The following is an 18,091-nucleotide window of genomic DNA, read 5'->3' as shown; positions in this document are numbered from 1 at the left end:
ATAATCTTTAAAGAAAAATATCAATCAAAAAGACAATATTATGAAAATGTGAATTATATTTTAGTTGTCGTTAAAGATATTTTAATATGTTAAAATGGATAAAAGGAGTGCTAGTTTGGAAGAAAGCAAAAAGGCTTTAATAGCTGATGACTCACTTTTTATGAGAAAAAACCTAATAAAAATCTTAAGTCAGTTGGGATTTAAAGAATTTTTAGAAGCCGAAGATGGCATTCAGGCTGTTAAAGAATTTGAAAAACAAAATAATATTGATTTAATAACACTCGATATAACAATGATGGGAATGGATGGAATCACAGCTCTTGAGAGAATGTATGAAATTAATAAAAAATTGCTTAAAAAAGTTAATATATTAATGGTTACAGCTATTGGAAAACAAGAATTAATACAAAAAGCTTTATCTCTTGGAGCTAGAGGATACATTACAAAACCTTTTAAAAAAGACCAAATAATAGAGCAAATTAAACTTTTGGATTAGAGGAAATTTTGATAGCAAAAGAAAAAATATACAAACAAACACAAATAAACACATCAAATCCCCTATCAATATTGATAATGCTTTATGAGAAAGCAATACAGGATTTAAAAGTTGCAAAAGAGCTTATAAAAGATGGAAATTGGCAAAATGCAGTTAAAGCTAATGAAAAAATCTTTCATGCACAAGAAATAATTACCGAATTAATGTCAACCTTAAATTTTGAACAAGGTGGAAACATTTCTACAAACTTACTTTCAATATACTTGTTTCTAAATAAAGAGCTAGAAAATGTTCTTTTAAAAAAAGAAATACACAAAATTGACAATGTTATAAAACAACTGCAAATATTAAACTTTACCTGGAAACAATTAAGCAAAAAAGAAAATAATGTTACTCAGGGTAAATTAGGAATAAATATTGTCAGCTAATGAAATTTTAAAAAAATATTTTAGCAATTTGTTATTAGAATTAAAAGAATTGAAATTAATATTAACAATAGAAAGTTATGAATTACAAAGGGAAGAAATAGAAATATTAAATATAACCAATCCTAAGAAAGATTTAATATTAGAATCAATCAAAAACTATTATAAAACAATAAATGCATGGTTGAAATCTAAAAACCAAAAATTGGATAATTTTGATTACTTAATTAAAGAAATTAATCTACTAAAAGAAGAAATATACATTAAATATCAAATTTGTTGTGAAATCTTACAACAAATTGCAAATGCAAAAAGAAAAATTCCAAAAATTAAAAAACAACAAAACCTTGTAGTAAACAATTTACCCATAATGTTAGATATTAAAATATGAAAGAACTTTACCTAATTGATGCACTAAACATAATATTTAGAAATTATCACGTAATGAAAAATTATCCACTTTTAAACACACAAGGAGAAAATGTAAACGCATTTATTGGCTTTTTTAAAACATTATTTTTCATAATAAAAGAAAAAAATCCTGAACACTTGATTATCACCTTTGACTCAGAGGTGCCAACTTTTAGAAAACAAAAATATCCAAACTATAAGGCAACAAGAGATTCACCTCCGGACGATTTAATACCTCAAATAGGATGGATAAAAGAAGGCCTTTTAAAGGCAAAAATACCAATCTTTGAGATGGAGGGCTACGAAGCTGACGATCTTTTAGCTAGTTTTGCCAAAAAGGCTGCAAAAAATAACTATTTAACTTACATTATTTCTCCAGACAAAGACTTGCTGCAAACAATGTCAGAATACATAAAAATACTTAAAATAGAAAACAACAGTTTTATTGAAATGGATAATGAGTACGTAACAAAAAAATTTGGAGTAAATAGCTTTCAAATAAAAGATTATTTGGCTATTGTTGGAGACAGGTCTGACAATATACCTGGAATAAAAGGCATTGGCGCAAAAGGAGCAGCAAGTTTATTAAGAGAATTCAAAACCTTAGACGGGATATATTCAAATTTAGAACTAATAAATAAAAAACACCGAGAACTTTTAATCAAAGAAAAAGAAAATGCTTTTTTAAGCTATGAACTTGTAAGTCTTGAAGAAAATTTAAAAATTCCAGAAATTGAAAACTTCGCCTTAAAAAATTTTAGCGAAGAGATAATATCTTTGTTTGAAAAGCACTCGGCAATTGCCCTAATAAAAACTTATAAAAAGGACATCTTAAAACAAGAAAAAGAAAATGCAGACCAAAAAAGTCTATTTAAGCAAGAAGCTACTACCAACAGCTTAGATGACATAAATACAATTGACACAGAAAATGTTAAATACCACTCAATAACAACAAAAATAGAACTTGATGATTTAATAGAAAGCCTTAAAAAGGCTAAATACACATCAATAGACACGGAAACGTCTTCGCTTGATACTTACACAGCAAAATTAATTGGGATATCCATTTCATTTAAAGAATTTGAAGGTTACTATATTCCAATCGAAGCCAAAGGAAAAATTTACATAGAAAAAAACTATATAATACAAAAATTTAACAATCTTTTTGAATCAAATCCAAAAATAATTGGTCAAAATTATAAATTTGACTATAAAATACTTAAAAACAATGGATTTAGCCCTATACCACCTTATTTTGACACAATGATTGCTGCATACCTTATCGACACAAACTCAAAAGTATCGCTTGATTTTCTTGCAGAAAAATATTTAATGCATAAAAATATTAAATATGAAGATGTGATACAAAAAAATGACAACTTCGCAAATATATCTTTAGAAATGGCAACAAGCTATTCATCTGAAGATGCTGATATTACATTTAGATTATTTAATCTATTTACCAAAAAACTAAAAGAAGACAAACTCGACAAGTTAATGCACGAAATAGAAATGCCTTTTAACAAGGTAATTATAGAAATGGAAGAAAATGGAATTTACCTTGATAAAGAATATTTAAAAGAATATGGAAAAGAACTTGGAAAAGAATTAGAACTAATTGAAAACGAAATAATAAAAAGCATAGGAATTGATTTTAATCTAAATTCTCCAAAACAAATGCATGAAATTTTATTTGAAAAATTAAATCTAAAATTACCAGAAAAAATGAAAAAAGATTCAACTGATATAAAAGTGCTTGAATCTCTCAGAGAACAGCATGAATCAATTGAAAATCTAATAAAATACAGACAAATTGCAAAATTAAAGAGTACTTACACAGATAATTTGATAGAACTAATAAACTATAAAACAAACAGACTGCACACAAGCTTTATACAAACAAAAACAGCAACTGGTAGAATCACTAGCATAAATCCCAACTTGCAAAACATACCAATAAAAGATGAAAAAGGGCGAAAAATAAGAAAAGCATTTAAACCAGAAAATGGAAATATTTTTATTTCAGCTGATTATTCTCAAATTGAGCTTGCTATACTTGCTCATTTATCACAAGATGAAGTCCTTATTAAAGCATTTGAAAACAATAAAGACATTCATACAGAAACTGCTTCTAAGCTTTTCAAAATAGAAGAAAAAGAAATTACTCCTAACTTGAGAAGAATAGCAAAATCTATTAATTTTGGAATAATTTATAGAATGTCGGATTTTAGACTTGCAAAAGAATTGGGAATTACAAAAGAAGAGGCAAAGGGATTTATAAACTCTTACTTTGATTCTTATCCAAAAATTAAAGAATTTATAATAAATCAAATAAACTTCGTAAGAAATGCTGGATATAGCGAAACCATCTTAAAAAGAAGAAGATATATAAAAGAAATTAATAGCAATAATTATCTGGAAAGATCTGCCGCTGAAAGAATAGCAATAAATAGCATAATTCAGGGAAGTGCCGCCGATATCATGAAAATTGCAATGGTCAAAGTATTTAATGAATTTAAAAGTAAAAAAATGGAATCAAAAATATTGCTACAGGTGCACGATGAAATGCTCATTGAATCTCCTATTGAAGAAGAAAATGAGGTGAAAAAAATATTAAAAATTATGATGGAAACTGCCTACACATTAAATCTGCCTTTAAGGGCAAATATTGAAACGGGTAAATCGTGGGGAGAAATCCATTAATCATTGGAGTAACAGGAAGAATTGCATCTGGCAAAGATACTGTTTCAAAAATAATTGGCAATAAATATGGATTTTACGAAATAAATGCAGACAAGCTTGGACATTCAGTATTACATGAAAAAAAAGAAGAAATAGTTAAAATATTTGGCCAAAAAATATTAAATACTAAAAATGAAATAGACAAACTCTTACTAAGAAATCTTGTATTTAATGACAATAAAGAATTAAAAAAGCTTGAGAGCATATCACACCCTGTCATACTCAGCAAAATAAAAAAAATGCTAATCCAAAACCAATCTACAAAAATAATAATTAATGCTGCTTTACTTTTTAAAATAAATTTAGAAAAACTTTGCGACTACATAATTGTGCTTAAGACAAAGAATTCTATAATAAAAAATAGATTATCATATTCTATGCCAAACATTGACTCAAATATAATTAATAAAATACTCAAAATCCAAAAAGATATTTTTTTTGAAAAAAATATTATAAACTTAAAAATAATCAATATAATTAATAACAAGAATTATGCATATCTAGAAAAAGAAATTGAAAAAAAAATGCAGGAGATAATTAACTATGAAAGATTTGAATGAAAGCAATGATAATAACAAAGGATTTTTTGTAGCATTAACATCGATTGCAACAGTTTGTATCATAATATTTCTTGGGATAATTATTTTCTTTCCAAACAAAAATTTGACCTCAGACATTGCAGAAAAAAATATTGTTTTAGAAGAAGATAAAGATCAAAACACCTTAGAAAAGGTTGACCAAAATGAACAATCTTTAAAGGTATCTGAAACTCAAAATGAAATAATCATAGATTTAACACAAGATTTAAATAAAGAAAAAAAACCTCCAAACAAAATATCTAATACTTCTCAGAAATCAAAAACCATTGAAAAGCCTCAACCCACAACTCAAAAAATACCTAGCACCTCTCAAAAATCAAAAACCATCGAAAAGCCTCAACCCATAACTCAAAAAATACCTAATACTCAGAAATCAAAAACCATTGAAAAGCCTCAACCCGTAGCCCAAAAAATTTTAAATACTGATAACATTTATGATCCTAATACAGAATATTACATACAATTTGTATCACTCTCAGACCCAATCAATGCAGACAACTATATTCAAAAATTACACAAATATAATATAATTGCTAGAATATATTCTGCAACAATAGATAATAAAGATATTTACAGAGTAAGATCTGGTCCTTATAAAACAAAATCAGAAGCAAAAGCGGACTTTAAAAAAATAGCAGGAATAGGTGAATTTAAAGAAACTTATATATTACCCGTTAACAAATAGACTATAATTATTAATATATTTTTGATATTTTTCTAAATATTCTTCATGAACCTCAATAATAGGCGAAACAATATGCTTAATCTTTGTAAGTTTTAAAAAAGAATCATTTAAGCTGCCAAATTCTCTTAAAGAATAGAATGCTTGAATTGCTCCCCCAATAATCTCTGAATGCTTAAAATCAAAAATCTTTAAATCTTTGCCAAGAATATTTGCTTTTATTTGATTTAAAAGCAAATTATCAGAATTAGATCCACTAACAAAAATACTCAAAATTTCTTTATTGCAGGCTTTTAGCTCTACCAATCTGTTGTAAAAAGCAAAACATACAAACTCAAGTATTGATAACCCAATCTCTAATGGATTTTTAATACTACCAAAAATTCCTTTACTTAAATCTTTGCAAAGACAAGGATCTAAAACAAATAAATCATTAAAAAGTTTAATTTTGCTTGGATAAAAGTATACATTATTTAAAGTGACACTTTTAACAATTTTTTTTAAGAGCAACTCAAAAGTTAAACTTTTTTTATAAAAACTGTCTTTTAATAATTGAATCAAATATCCAAAAGGAACAATTCTCCCAATAATAAAAAATCCTTCTAAAAAATAAGGATATTCTAGAGAAAATCCTGGTAAATATGTACTTGAAACAAAATTAAACCCTTCACTTGTACCCATTCTATTTGACACAATTCCTTCTTGAAAAGCACCACTTCCCACCAAAACATTCAAATAATCTGATCCCGCATTAATTACACTAATTCCACTATTTAGCCCAAATTCAATTCCTGCTTTATAAGTTACAACGCCAATATTTTCTCCCATTTTTACAAATGGAGGAAATTTGTTCTTGTCAAGCCCATATTTTTTTATTTCTATATCATCCCAAATAAAAGGAATATACTCCATGCTTGGAAAGCTTGTAAAAAGCTTTCCTGTAAGCAAATAAATAAAATACTCAAAACAAGAAACAAAATAGCTTATTTTAGAATATGTTCCTCTTTCAACCGTACTAAGTACATAGGGCAAAAATACAGACTTACCCCTAAAATAAGGCTTAATTTTAAAGGAATTCCAATGTAACACTTCCAAAGGAATTAAATTTGAATTTAAAGCAATTAAACATGGCGAAATGCCGCCAACAGAAATGCAATCTATTTTGCTAGGCTGAAAATTGGATATGGCTTTCTTAAAAGAAAAAAGCCATATATTAAAGTCAAAATTTTCGAAATCAACATCAAAATAATCTGAGTAACTAACATCAATATAACTTAAAACTCCATTTTTAGAACTAACTAATGCTGCCTTTAAAACACTGGTACCAATATCAATACTAAGAGCATTCATAAATTAACCCTTGGTAATCAATTTTTGAATATCATCCTTTCTATCAAGAATTTTTTGCAAACCAACTTTATTATAAATTGCAAATATTGCCTCCGCAAAAAGAGGCGCAACATTAGCCTCATGATACCAAGGTTTATTTATTAATTCATCATTATGACAAACAGCATTTGTTCCAATTATTTTATAAAAAAATCCCTCCTCATAAGCTTTATCAAAATATTTAATAGCATCTCCATTAAAAAACGGCAAACTAATCCCACATATAATTTTCTTAGCACCCATGCTTTTAAGCAATTTCATTGCCTTAATTAAAGTACCCCCAGTGGCTAACATGTCGTCACTCATAAAAACATTCTTGCCTTCGACATCTCCTAAAAGCTTGGTTACAGAAATATTTGAATCAGCAACATCATTTGAAACTCTTGAATAATCTCTCTCCTTATAAAGCAAAGCAAGAGGGCTCTTAAGGCTTGATGCAAAAAATTTATTTCTACTTACAGCACCTGTATCGGGTGAAACAATAACTAAATTAGAATCTCTAATGTCGATTAAATCCTTAAGAGAATTAAAGATTTCATAAGAAACATTTAAATTTTCAAAATAAACTTTCCTAAATACATTCTCAATGGCCTTTGAGTGAATATCTAGGGTTAAAATATGTCTAATGCCCAACTCTTCTAAAAATCTTCCAATAAGACTTGCTGTTAAACATTCTCTTGAATGCTTTTTATCTTGTCTTGAATAAGGATAAGACGGAATAATAACACTAACAGAATTGGCTTTAGCCTGCATACAGGCATCTATTGTTGTCATTAAATTCATTATGTGATCATTAACCGTCATAATTATTTTTTCGCTACTGTTTATCTCAACTTCATAGGCATTAGCAACATCTTGAACAATAAAAATATCCTTATTTCTGATTGTTTTTAAAATTTCTGTTTTAAATTCACCATTGGCAAATTTAACAAATTTTACAGGAATTTCTAAAGGCTCTTTGCTTTTAAGAGTAGACAAACTAAGCCCTTCTAAAAAAGGAGATAAAACTTTTTCAATCTTAAAAATTTCTTCCTTTAAGGCTTTAGAATCTTGGCATATGCTCTCTACAATCTCATTTTCAATATTTATAAATATTCTGTCAAGCTCTTCTATTATTTTACTAGCAAAAACCCTACCCCCAGGACAAGCAATAATTCCTATTGATTTCTTTTTAAGTAAATTCACCCAGCTCCTCGTTCTTTTTTAAAAAATCTTAACAATCTTAATTTGCTAATTAATAAAACTTATACACACAAACATGACTAAAATTTTTTAAAGCAAGGTCATTAAAATATTTTAGCTTTAATAATAAAAATAAAAATCGAAAAATTCTATTAATAGCAAAAACAAATACTATAACATAATCCTAAAAATAAAATTAAATAAACTACACAATTCCAAATTCAAAACCTATTCCAAACTTGAAATCAGAAAATTTAGGATTTTTAATATTCCAAACATAGTAACCTTCAAGAATTAAAAAAGAAAATGAAAGTCTAGCACCAATATCCCAGCCCATTGTTCCCAGTTCTGCTAAAACAGAATCTGCAGAAGAAGTCGCTATATTGATCTTAGGACCTGTGAAAAACGCTAAAGCTAAAACAAAAAAATCTAATTTTGTATAAAATCTTGGTGTTATTGCCATAATAAACGAGAAATTTTCATTTGCAGTTCCATCCGAACGCTTTATTGCTTTAAGAAGATTAATGTCAAACAAAAGCTCAAATCCAATAGAAACAAAATCATCAAATTTGGCACCAAATTGAGCGTAAGTTCCATATCTTATTCCAGCTTTAGCAATATTGGCTAAATCGGAAAAATTTTGGACTATCTCTTCTTTTTCTATTGGGGATAAATCTGAAGGCAAATTTTGCTTAAGCTTTGCATTAATCTCTAAAGCCTCATTGTAAAAGCTTGAAAAGGGACTAACAGGAAAAGCAACCCCACCACCAAAATTGAATTCAAAATTAGTATCTGCAAAACCATTTAACACAATAATTCCAAATAAACACAAAATTAAAACTTTAAGCCTAATCATATACAAACTCTCCTACAAAAATTTATGAAAAATAAAACAGGGTTTATATTGCATACCTTATTATATAATAATTACCATAAAGATTACCACAAGTAAAAAGTAAACAGAAAACTAAAAAATTAACTCTTAAGAACAGAAGAAACTATTTCTTCCGCACCACTTGGTATAGGATGATTTAGTTCTTTATATTTTGAGATATATTTTTTTGCATTTTTTTTGTCACTCTTTAAATGATAAATGTAAAAAATATTAAATAGAGCCTCTTTATTCGCAGGCGCAAATTCTAGAGTTTTCAAATAATAAATCAAAGCATTGTCCAAATCATTTTTTTTAAATAGCAAATATCCCTTAAGATTGATTAACAAAATATTTTCTGTATCTTCTTTCATAATAGAATTAAGTTTCAACTCAGCCTCTATATATTTTTTCAAATTAATGCAAGCTAAAATAAAATTGTAACTTGAATCATCACCAGCATTAATATTAAATTTAATAGATTTTTCATAAAGCAAAACAGAAGTCTCATCATTACCAAACTCTTCATTTAATTTAGCAAGCTTATAGTATTCACCTGATATGCTCTGATATTCCTTAAAAATAGAGCTACAAGACAAAACAAAAACAATAATAAACAACAATTTATACATAAAAAATTTACTTGAATCCTTAATACTATTTATACTATTTAAATTATCCAAAGCAGCAAAATAACACTAAACCTAATAATAATCAAAATACAAAACTTCAATGCTGTTGAATTTTAAAATTAAATAAACCATCTTGATGATTATAAAACAAAATTTATTACTCTAAAAGCTAGTCATAAACATAAATAAGCCCTCCTGCTTTAAAAACAAAAGGGCTTTTAATACTATCTAAAAAACAAATTAAAGCTTTTCTTGGTCATATTTGTTAAATACGTTTTCTGTTAAATATTTACCAACTGATCTTCTGTCCTCAACAAGTTTAGATATTGCACTAAAATGTCTTGGTTCAATCTTAAAATACTTATAAGCTCTTCCATCCTTAAAAAACACAGAAAGCTCAGACACAGAAGAATCATAATCTACCTGTGATATTTTGCTCAACTCATTAGATATTGTTAAAGTTTCCAACTCAAATTCCTCCACATAATTATCTTAGGAGTATAATAATAAAGTAAGAGTTAATTCACTAAATATTTAATCAATAAAATCAAAATCTACTAAATGATATATTCCCTAAAATAAGGATATACATTATTGCAAATTTAATCAAGCAAACTGTCAAATTTCATATAAAATAGTTCAAACTTCCAAATATTTAATAATATAAAACGATATAAGATAGATTTTTAAAAAAAAATTTTGTAAAATTACTAAGATAGTTAATCTTCTACCCACATATCATCAGGAGGGACAAAGTCTAATGGACTATAATAAATTACGAAACATAGGTATTAGCGCGCACATCGACTCAGGAAAAACCACTCTTACAGAACGTATTCTTTTTTATTGTAATAAAATTCATGCAATTCACGAAGTAAAAGGCAAAGATGGGGTTGGTGCAACAATGGACTCAATGGAACTTGAAAGAGAAAGAGGAATCACAATAGCATCAGCTGCAACTCACGTTGAATGGAAAGATTTTCCGATAAATATTATTGATACACCCGGACACGTAGATTTTACAATTGAAGTTGAAAGATCTCTTAGAGTACTTGACGGAGCAATATTGGTTCTTGATTCTGTTGCAGGAGTTCAATCCCAATCAATAACTGTTGATCGACAACTTAAAAGATATAGTGTGCCTCGCCTTGCATTTGTAAACAAGTGTGATAAAACCGGAGCAAATCCCTACAATGTAAAAGATCAACTAAGATCAAAACTCGACTTAAACTCCGTTTTAATGCAAATCCCAATTGGATTAGAAGACAAACATATTGGAGTTATAGACCTTGTATTAATGAAAGCCTACTATTTTGAAGGAAAAGATGGAACAGAAATAATAGAAAAAGAAATACCCTCAGATCTCTTAGAAGAAGCAAAAAGCAAACGAGAAATAATGCTTGATACTCTTGCTGACTTTAATGATGAACTTATGGAATTACACATGGAAGGAAAAGAAGTTCCTACTGAAATAATATACAATGCAACTAGAACAGGAACATTGGCTTTAAAATTATGCCCTGTATTTATGGGATCTGCTTATAAAAACAAAGGAGTGCAATTGCTCTTAGATGCTGTAACCAGATTTTTGCCATCCCCTCATGATATAAAAAACACCGCTCTTGACCTAAATAATAATGAAAAAGAAATCGATCTTAAAATTGACAATGAACTCCCAACTGTTGCTCTTGCATTTAAGCTTGAAGACGGACAATACGGACAGTTAACTTATGTGAGAATCTATCAAGGAATTTTAAAAAAAGGACAAGAACTTATCAACTCAAGAACTTCCAAAAAATTCAAAGTCGGAAGACTTATCAGAATGCATGCAAATAATACAGAAGACATTGAATTTGGAGGAAGTGGTGACATTGTTGCTTTATTTGGAATAGAATGCGCATCAGGAGATACGTTTTGTGATCCATCGATCAACTATTCAATGACATCAATGTTTATTCCAGATCCAGTAATTTCTCTTTCTGTAAAACCAAAAGATAAAAAATCTGCTGATAATATGGCCAAAGCCCTTGGAAGATTTACAAAAGAAGATCCAACATTTAAAACTTATGTTGACATTGAATCAAATGAAACAATAATTCAAGGCATGGGAGAGCTACACTTAGAAGTTTACATTGAAAGAATGAAAAGAGAGTTCAAGGCAGAAGTTGAAACCGGAATGCCGCAAGTAGCCTATAGAGAAACGATTACAAGAAAAGCTGAATTTAATTATACTCACAAAAAGCAATCTGGGGGAGCTGGTCAGTTTGGACGAGTCGCAGGGTTTATGGAACCTCTTGACAAAGAAGGAGAAACATACGAATTTGTCAATCTAATAAAAGGAGGAGTAATCCCAACAGAATATATCCCATCATGTGACAAAGGATTCCAAAAAGCAATGGAAAGGGGAACATTAATTGGCTTTCCAATAGTTGACATAAAAATTACAATCAATGATGGCCAATATCACATTGTTGACTCATCTGATATTGCATTCCAATTAGCAGCAATTGGTGCTTTTAGAGAGGCTTATGAAAAAGCAAAACCTACAATCCTTGAGCCAATAATGAAAGTTACCCTTGAAGGACCTACTGAATTCCAAGGCAATATGTTTGGACTTTTAAACCAAAGAAGAGGAATAATAACAGGTTCGCTAGAAGATGGAAGTTTTTCAAAAGTTGAGGCCGAGGTGCCTTTAAGCGAAATGTTTGGATTTTCAACAGTCCTTAGATCCTCTACCCAAGGAAAAGCAGAATTCTCAATGGAATTCTTAAGGTATGGAAAAGTCCCAAGTGCTATATTTGATGAACTTCGCAAAAAATTTAACGATCAAAACAAATCTTAATAAAATAATAAGGAGGCTTTATTATGATCGATTTAACACAAGAAAAACAAGAAATACTAATAAAAAACAAGTTCTTAGCCAAAGTTTTCGGGCTTATGTCAATTGGACTTTTAATCTCAGCAGTATTTGCATATGCAACCTCAGAAAATCAAACAATCAAAGCAATAATATTCTCAAATTCAATGTCATTTATGGCTATGATACTTATACAATTTGGACTTGTATATGCAATAAGTGGTGCTCTTAATAAAATATCAAGCAATACTGCAACAGCTCTTTTCTTGCTCTACTCAGCATTAACAGGAGTAACATTATCTTCTATATTTATGATTTATACACAAGGATCAATAGTATTCACATTTGGAATTACTGCTGGAACATTTCTTGGAATGTCTGTTTATGGATACACTACAACAACAGATCTAACAAAAATGGGAAGCTATTTAATAATGGGCTTATGGGGAATCATTATTGCATCTCTTGTTAATATGTTTTTTAGAAGTTCAGGCCTTAATTTCCTTATATCTATTTTGGGCGTAGTCATATTTACAGGCCTAACAGCTTACGATGTTCAAAATATTTCTAAAATGGACAAAATGCTACAAGACGACACTGAAATAAAAAACAGAATGGCGGTTGTAGCCTCACTTAAACTTTATTTAGATTTTATAAATTTATTCTTATATCTTCTAAGATTTTTGGGCCAAAGAAGAAACGATTAAAATCATAAAAAATTCATAAAAAATTCAATAAAAAATGAATGCTTTAACTTTAAAGCATTCATTTTTAGAGGTTTCAATGAGTATAGATAGCTTAGAATTCGAAGAAAGTAGTACTCAAAATGTAATAAAAAAAAATTTTGAGTTTGAAGGATATATTGAAAGCAATAAGCCAATAATAATAGAAGGAAAGCTTAAGGGTTTAATAAACTCATCAAACTCAATCTATCTAAGGGAAAAAGCTGATGTTGAAGCTGAAATAAAATGTCAACATTTACTAAATCATGGCAAAATAAAAGGAAACATTGAGGCTTTAAAAACAATTAAAATCTATAAAACCGGCAAATTAATAGGAAACATTAAAACCAAAGAACTCTTTATAGATTCTGGAGCAATATTTAAAGGGAATTGTGAAATGGAGGATTTAGAAGAATGAAATTTTTTTTTCTATTACAAATAGCTTTAATTCTGCTATCCAATTCAAGCTTATTATTTGGACAATCGCTGCCTAAAGAAAAAGAAGACTCTCTTCTTCTATACAAAGAAGGAAAATTTAAAGAAGCTATTTTAAACACGTTAGAAGAAATTCGACTAAATCCTAGCAACTTAGATGCTAGGACAATATTGATATGGAGCTTAATAGCCATAGGAGAATACAAGAGAGCTGAAAAAGAGGCGATTATAGGACTTGGCATTAAAAAATATGACATAAGAATTATTCAAGCACTAGGAGAAGCTTATTTTTTTCAAAAAAATTATGACAATGCATTAAAATACTTTCAAGAATACATTAGCCTTGATTATAAAGGAGCAAGAATAATAAAAGTTTATAATTTAATTGCAGATTCTTTTTATGAGCTAAAAAGATACAATGAAGCAGATTTTGCATACGAACATGCATTACGTTTTTCTCCTAATAACCAAAATCTATTAATAAAATTAGCAAGATCAAGAATAAATGCAAAAAATAAAATATTAGCAGAAGAAGCACTAATTAAAATTCTTACAATCTCTCCTAATAATCTAGAAGCAAAAAATTTACTAGAAGAATTAAAAAAAAGCAACAACAAACCTTGACATTCAATTTATAAAAACTTATTCTTATTGTTAGCAAATTAATAAACTGGGCTGCTAGCTCAAGTGGTAGAGCATCGGACTCTTAATCCGCTGGTTACAGGTTCAAGTCCTGTGCAGCTCAAATTGTTAAATACATTTTTGGTATAAATTATTAATTTTATGCCAATTTAACTTGACATTATTGGAAAATAAATATACTATTACTTTCGATGGTCATAAAATGACTTTTGGGCTCATAGCTCAGGTGGTAGAGCAGCGCCCTTTTAAGGCGTTTGTCGTAGGTTCGAGTCCTACTGAGCTCACTTTTGTCCTCTTCGTCTATCGGTTAGGACTCCAGGTTTTCATCCTGGCAAGAGGGGTTCGATTCCCCTAGAGGATGTCTTGCTAATAAAAATAGGCTAAACATTCTTGCTCTCTATCAAACCCAGAAAACAAGAATGTTTTTTAAGTAAACACAAGCTATTCAGGTATTAGCAATATTTCTGCTTTTTCATCAAGATTAATTTTCTTAAAAAATTCATTTATTAAATCTTTGTTTAAGTTTGTCTCTATAAACTTAACACCAAAATTATTTTTAAATACTCCATACCATGATAATGACGCCAATATATTTGAAATCCAATAACCATTATTCTCTGAATTTATTTTTGTATTTTTAACATAATTCTTCTTAACATAAGAAAAATCTTTATCATTAAAATCTATTTTTTGTCTTTCGGTCATATAGCGATTAATAGAATTTAAAACATTATCTAGCTCCTTAGGCTCGGTAGTAAAAAAAATAGATAAAATACCATCGGAATCTACATTTTTCCTTAAATTGGAGTCAAAAGAAGCTTGAATTGCATAAACACTAGACATTTTTTCTCTAATATTTTTTATAAGCCCATCCGTTAAAAGATCCGCTAAAGCATTTAAATTTAACGAGGTCTCTGCTAAATAATTAAATTTAAAAGGATAAATTACATAGGCAAAACTAGTTGAATTTTTTCCCTTCCTTACAACTATTTTATTAAAATTTTTACTGTAAGAGTAATCTAAATCTTTATACTCGTTTATTTCTTTGAAGTTAAGATTGCCTAAATATTTCTTTGAATAAGCCTTTATTGTCTGAATATCTGAGTCTCCAGCAAAGACAAACTTAAAATTATTTGCATAAGTAAACCTTTTCTTATAAAAAGACAAAATATTTTCTTTTGTAAAATATTGTAAATCACTATCTTTTGTATCTTCAAATCTAGGATCATTATTGTTTAAAAATTTACTAATAGCTTTTTTAAAATGATAATTAGAACTATTTTCATTACTCTTTATTAATGCTTTTATATTATTAATAGCATTTTGCAAAAAAACATCATCTATTTTGGGTTCCTTAAAAGTAAAATATATAAGCTGAAAAAGAATTTCAAGATCTTTTTTATCTGAACTTCCAGAAATATATGATTCTTGAGCTCCAACCCCAACTCTTAAAGAAACAGCTTTATCTGATAAATATTTTTCAATCTGTAATGCAGAATAATCACCGTAACCCGAACCAGATACTACTCCGGGAGCAAAAGATAAAACAGGAATAAGTCTTAAATCTTCATTAATTAAACCTCCCCAAGAAGTTGCACTAAAATCAATTACACCCTTTTTTTGATCATTATATTTAAAATAAACTTCAACCCCATTTTCAAGAACAAATGACGAAATTTCATTTTCAAACTCATTTTCTCTAATAATATCTTTATCATCTAAAGACTTCTTAAAAAATTTACCTTCAATTAAAGAATTCTCATAAGGCCTTAACTCTCTTTCTAAAGCTATCTTTTGAAGATTGTCAATATCTTCAAGAGTTAGAACAGGATGCACTCTTCCATGGTAAGAATAAAAAATTGTGCAATTTTTTACATCAAACTCTCTTCCTACAAGATTGTTTATTGTTTTTAAATCAATCTTTTCCAAATATTGAACAGAAAGATCGCAATATTCATTCATATCAAATTTATTAGAACCATCAATAACAATTTCTATTAAATCTTGAAAAATAGCCCATGAATTTGTTTTATTTATATTCTTTTTCCTTAATTCTAAAGATTTGTAAAACTGAGATCTAACTTTTTCAAACTCACCTTGGGTAAATCCAAATTTTCTTATCCTCTCAAGCTCATAAAAAAAGTCTTGTATTCCTTCGTTCAAATGATCTGGATTAAAGTTTAAAGAAATCGATTTTGCAACAATATTATTGTTATCTGATTTAAATGAAAAAAAATCTTTGTTTGAAACATTTTTAAATTGCTTTACTCCAGCAGTCTTTAATTCAGAAAATCTATTTTCAAAAAGAGCGGCCAATAAAGACCTTTTAATATCATTTAAAAGGTCATCTTTGGTCTTTACAAAGTTAATAATTTCCTTTTTAAAGAACATTAAACTAGGCTCTCCAACTTCCAAATCTTCTAAAAGTAAAAATTTATCTTTAAGCTCTACGTCTAAACTTACTTTTACTTCTTTAATTTTATCGGTTGGCTTTTTCCAAGAAAAAAATTGCTTCTTTATCTTCTCTTCAATTTCTATGGGATCAATATCTCCTACCACAATAACACTTGCAAGTTCTGGCCTATACCACTTTCTATAAAATTTTTTAAAATCCTCTGGCTGAAAAGATAAAATCTGCTTTTCAAGTCCAATAGGACTTCTAAATTCATAAAGACTTCCGCTTGTCAAAAACTTATACATTTTCTCATACATTCTTCCAGGATAAGTCTCACCAAGCTTTTTTTCCTCAATAATAATATTTCGCTCTAGATCTATTTCTTCTTTCATAAAACTGATTTGAGAAGCCCAGTTTCTCAAAATATTTATAGATTCATCAATTTCATCTTTATTATTACCATCTGACAAATCAAGTCTATAATAAGTGAAATCAAAACTAGTAGCGGCATTAATGTCAGCACCAAATTGCATTCCAAATTTTTTAAGAACATCAACTATAGAATTTCCTGGATAATCTTTTGTCCCATTAAAAGCCATATGTTCAAGATAATGCGCTATTCCCCTCTCATTATCTTCTTCATTAAGAGAGCCCACATTAAAAACAATTCCCATATTAACGGCATTCTTTGGGGTTTGATTTTTATAAATATAATACCTTAGCCCATTGACAAGTTTTCCTTTTACCAAACTTTGATCTAACTTTAGCTCATTAGAAACACAGGAAAACAAAAAAAATAGAAAAACGCTTGTAAATTTACAATAATTTTTAATTCTTTGATAATTCATTTGCACTCCCCCTTATTGAATTTATTTTTTCAGAATAAATTTTATTCAATGCTTTTGAAATAGATGAAAATCCAAAATCATTCCAATCTTTTAAACTTTTTAGCTTAGAAACTGGAAATAGTTCATAAAATAAAAACAACAACTCTTCTTTGCTTAATTTTGGAATATCATTTAAGTAAACGTTTTTATTAAAATCTTCAAGATAAATAAAAGGATTTAAGCGCTTATCTAGAAGAAATTTATTTAAATTGGGCATTAAAATGCTTTTATTATAAATTTCAATGGTAGTATATTCGCTTGGAACATTATCATAAAAATCGCTATTCAAAAAAGAATCTAAAATAATAAATTTATTATCCTTAACCCCTACATTTCTCCCATCTAAAGTCTTTAAAAGACCATCTTTGCCAATATGAACCAAAGTATTTAAATCCTTTGTAGCATTAAAGATAAGCCTTGCATTGTTATATGCCTTGGATTGCACTAAGTGCTCGACATTATTGTCTACTGCTAATTCTTTGTCATTTTTTAATAAAAAATTTATATTCTTTTCTTTTAATGCCTTATAGGCTAATTCAATATACTCTAAAGCACAACTATTTTCCAAAACAAGTTGCTCCCTCTTTAATAAATTAATAAAAAATATCAATTCTTCCTTTTCAAGACTACGGTAAAAATCAAAATCATTTAAAGCAATTCCAAAACTAAAATTAACAATAAATATTAAATAAAAAATTACAATGTTTTTTTTCAATCTAGCCTC

General features: G+C 28.3%; 17 protein-coding genes and 2 tRNA genes. 12 read left to right on the top strand and 7 right to left on the bottom strand.

Annotation, left to right across the window (positions count from 1 at the left end; genetic code table 11):
* Positions 1 to 115 precede the first annotated feature (115 nt).
* Genes QIA19_RS03295 through QIA19_RS03270 form a run of 6 tightly spaced genes read left to right on the top strand, consistent with a single transcriptional unit; the run spans position 116 to position 5,358 of the window.
* Positions 116 to 496: a response regulator gene (locus QIA19_RS03295; RefSeq protein WP_002656967.1), complete on the top strand. Its 381-nt coding sequence runs from the start codon at positions 116 to 118 to the stop codon at positions 494 to 496.
* A gap of 8 nt (positions 497 to 504) precedes the next feature.
* Entirely contained in the window at positions 505 to 924 is a 420-nt protein-coding gene (locus QIA19_RS03290) for a flagellar export chaperone FliS (RefSeq protein WP_008882355.1), read from the top strand.
* Positions 914 to 1,312 (top strand): hypothetical protein, encoded by a 399-nt coding sequence (locus QIA19_RS03285; protein WP_008882318.1) that lies wholly within the window; start codon positions 914 to 916, stop codon positions 1,310 to 1,312. Before QIA19_RS03290 ends, QIA19_RS03285 begins: the two co-directional genes overlap by 11 nt.
* Complete coding sequence (gene polA, locus QIA19_RS03280) at positions 1,309 to 4,035, top strand: DNA polymerase I (protein ID WP_301365792.1); 2,727 nt, start codon at positions 1,309 to 1,311, stop codon at positions 4,033 to 4,035. The genes QIA19_RS03285 and polA overlap by 4 nt, the downstream gene beginning before the upstream one ends.
* Entirely contained in the window at positions 4,017 to 4,634 is a 618-nt protein-coding gene (gene coaE / locus QIA19_RS03275) for a dephospho-CoA kinase (protein ID WP_301365790.1), read from the top strand. The genes polA and coaE overlap by 19 nt, the downstream gene beginning before the upstream one ends.
* Complete coding sequence (locus tag QIA19_RS03270) at positions 4,618 to 5,358, top strand: SPOR domain-containing protein (RefSeq protein ID WP_301365788.1); 741 nt, start codon at positions 4,618 to 4,620, stop codon at positions 5,356 to 5,358. The genes coaE and QIA19_RS03270 overlap by 17 nt, the downstream gene beginning before the upstream one ends.
* On the opposite strand, the gene QIA19_RS03265 is transcribed toward QIA19_RS03270, so the two are convergent.
* The 5 genes from QIA19_RS03265 to QIA19_RS03245 all read right to left on the bottom strand — a co-directional run bounded on the left by QIA19_RS03265 (position 5,341) and on the right by QIA19_RS03245 (position 9,897).
* Complete coding sequence (locus QIA19_RS03265) at positions 5,341 to 6,705, bottom strand: FGGY-family carbohydrate kinase (protein ID WP_301365786.1); 1,365 nt, start codon at positions 6,703 to 6,705, stop codon at positions 5,341 to 5,343. The genes QIA19_RS03270 and QIA19_RS03265 overlap by 18 nt on opposite strands.
* Before the next feature lie 3 nt (positions 6,706 to 6,708).
* Positions 6,709 to 7,929 carry a ribose-phosphate pyrophosphokinase gene (locus tag QIA19_RS03260; protein ID WP_301365784.1) on the bottom strand — a complete coding sequence of 407 codons (1,221 nt, stop codon included), beginning with the start codon at positions 7,927 to 7,929 and terminating at the stop codon, positions 6,709 to 6,711.
* A 202-nt stretch (positions 7,930 to 8,131) separates the two neighbouring features.
* Entirely contained in the window at positions 8,132 to 8,782 is a 651-nt protein-coding gene (locus QIA19_RS03255) for a hypothetical protein (RefSeq protein ID WP_301365782.1), read from the bottom strand.
* Positions 8,783 to 8,901: 119 nt separating this feature from the next.
* Positions 8,902 to 9,429: a tetratricopeptide repeat protein gene (locus tag QIA19_RS03250; RefSeq protein WP_008882451.1), complete on the bottom strand. Its 528-nt coding sequence runs from the start codon at positions 9,427 to 9,429 to the stop codon at positions 8,902 to 8,904.
* A 240-nt stretch (positions 9,430 to 9,669) separates the two neighbouring features.
* Positions 9,670 to 9,897, bottom strand: coding sequence for a KTSC domain-containing protein (locus tag QIA19_RS03245; RefSeq protein WP_002557128.1), 228 nt, complete (start codon positions 9,895 to 9,897; stop codon positions 9,670 to 9,672).
* 292 nt (positions 9,898 to 10,189) lie between these two features.
* On the opposite strand from QIA19_RS03245, the gene fusA reads away from it, so the two are divergent.
* From fusA to QIA19_RS03215, 6 genes are all read left to right on the top strand, one after another.
* Positions 10,190 to 12,271 carry an elongation factor G gene (gene fusA / locus QIA19_RS03240; RefSeq protein ID WP_008882337.1) on the top strand — a complete coding sequence of 694 codons (2,082 nt, stop codon included), beginning with the start codon at positions 10,190 to 10,192 and terminating at the stop codon, positions 12,269 to 12,271.
* A 23-nt stretch (positions 12,272 to 12,294) separates the two neighbouring features.
* Positions 12,295 to 12,993 (top strand): Bax inhibitor-1/YccA family protein, encoded by a 699-nt coding sequence (locus tag QIA19_RS03235; RefSeq protein WP_002656001.1) that lies wholly within the window; start codon positions 12,295 to 12,297, stop codon positions 12,991 to 12,993.
* A gap of 34 nt (positions 12,994 to 13,027) precedes the next feature.
* Positions 13,028 to 13,426, top strand: a complete 399-nt coding sequence (locus QIA19_RS03230) for a bactofilin family protein (RefSeq protein ID WP_002656249.1) — start codon at positions 13,028 to 13,030, stop codon at positions 13,424 to 13,426.
* Positions 13,423 to 14,067, top strand: a complete 645-nt coding sequence (locus tag QIA19_RS03225) for a tetratricopeptide repeat protein (protein WP_301365778.1) — start codon at positions 13,423 to 13,425, stop codon at positions 14,065 to 14,067. Before QIA19_RS03230 ends, QIA19_RS03225 begins: the two co-directional genes overlap by 4 nt.
* 48 nt (positions 14,068 to 14,115) lie before the next feature.
* Positions 14,116 to 14,188: transfer RNA gene (locus tag QIA19_RS03220), tRNA-Lys, on the top strand.
* Between the two features lie 108 nt (positions 14,189 to 14,296).
* Positions 14,297 to 14,369, top strand: a tRNA-Lys gene (locus tag QIA19_RS03215).
* Between the two features lie 157 nt (positions 14,370 to 14,526).
* Here QIA19_RS03215 and QIA19_RS03210 read toward each other — a convergent pair.
* Both QIA19_RS03210 and QIA19_RS03205 read right to left on the bottom strand, forming a co-directional pair.
* Positions 14,527 to 17,328 (bottom strand): M16 family metallopeptidase, encoded by a 2,802-nt coding sequence (locus QIA19_RS03210; protein ID WP_301365777.1) that lies wholly within the window; start codon positions 17,326 to 17,328, stop codon positions 14,527 to 14,529.
* The gene (locus tag QIA19_RS03205; RefSeq protein ID WP_301365776.1) at positions 17,309 to 18,082 is read right to left on the bottom strand and encodes a hypothetical protein; all 774 of its coding nucleotides are present in this window, start codon (positions 18,080 to 18,082) and stop codon (positions 17,309 to 17,311) included. The genes QIA19_RS03210 and QIA19_RS03205 overlap by 20 nt, the downstream gene beginning before the upstream one ends.
* Positions 18,083 to 18,091 lie beyond the last annotated feature (9 nt).

Origin of the sequence: [Borrelia] finlandensis (assembly GCF_030438365.2) — a bacterium.
Taxonomy (GTDB): Bacteria; Spirochaetota; Spirochaetia; order Borreliales; family Borreliaceae; genus Borreliella; species Borreliella finlandensis.
Note: the sequence above shows the minus strand (reverse complement) of the source record. Positions and strands in the feature narration are given on the sequence as shown.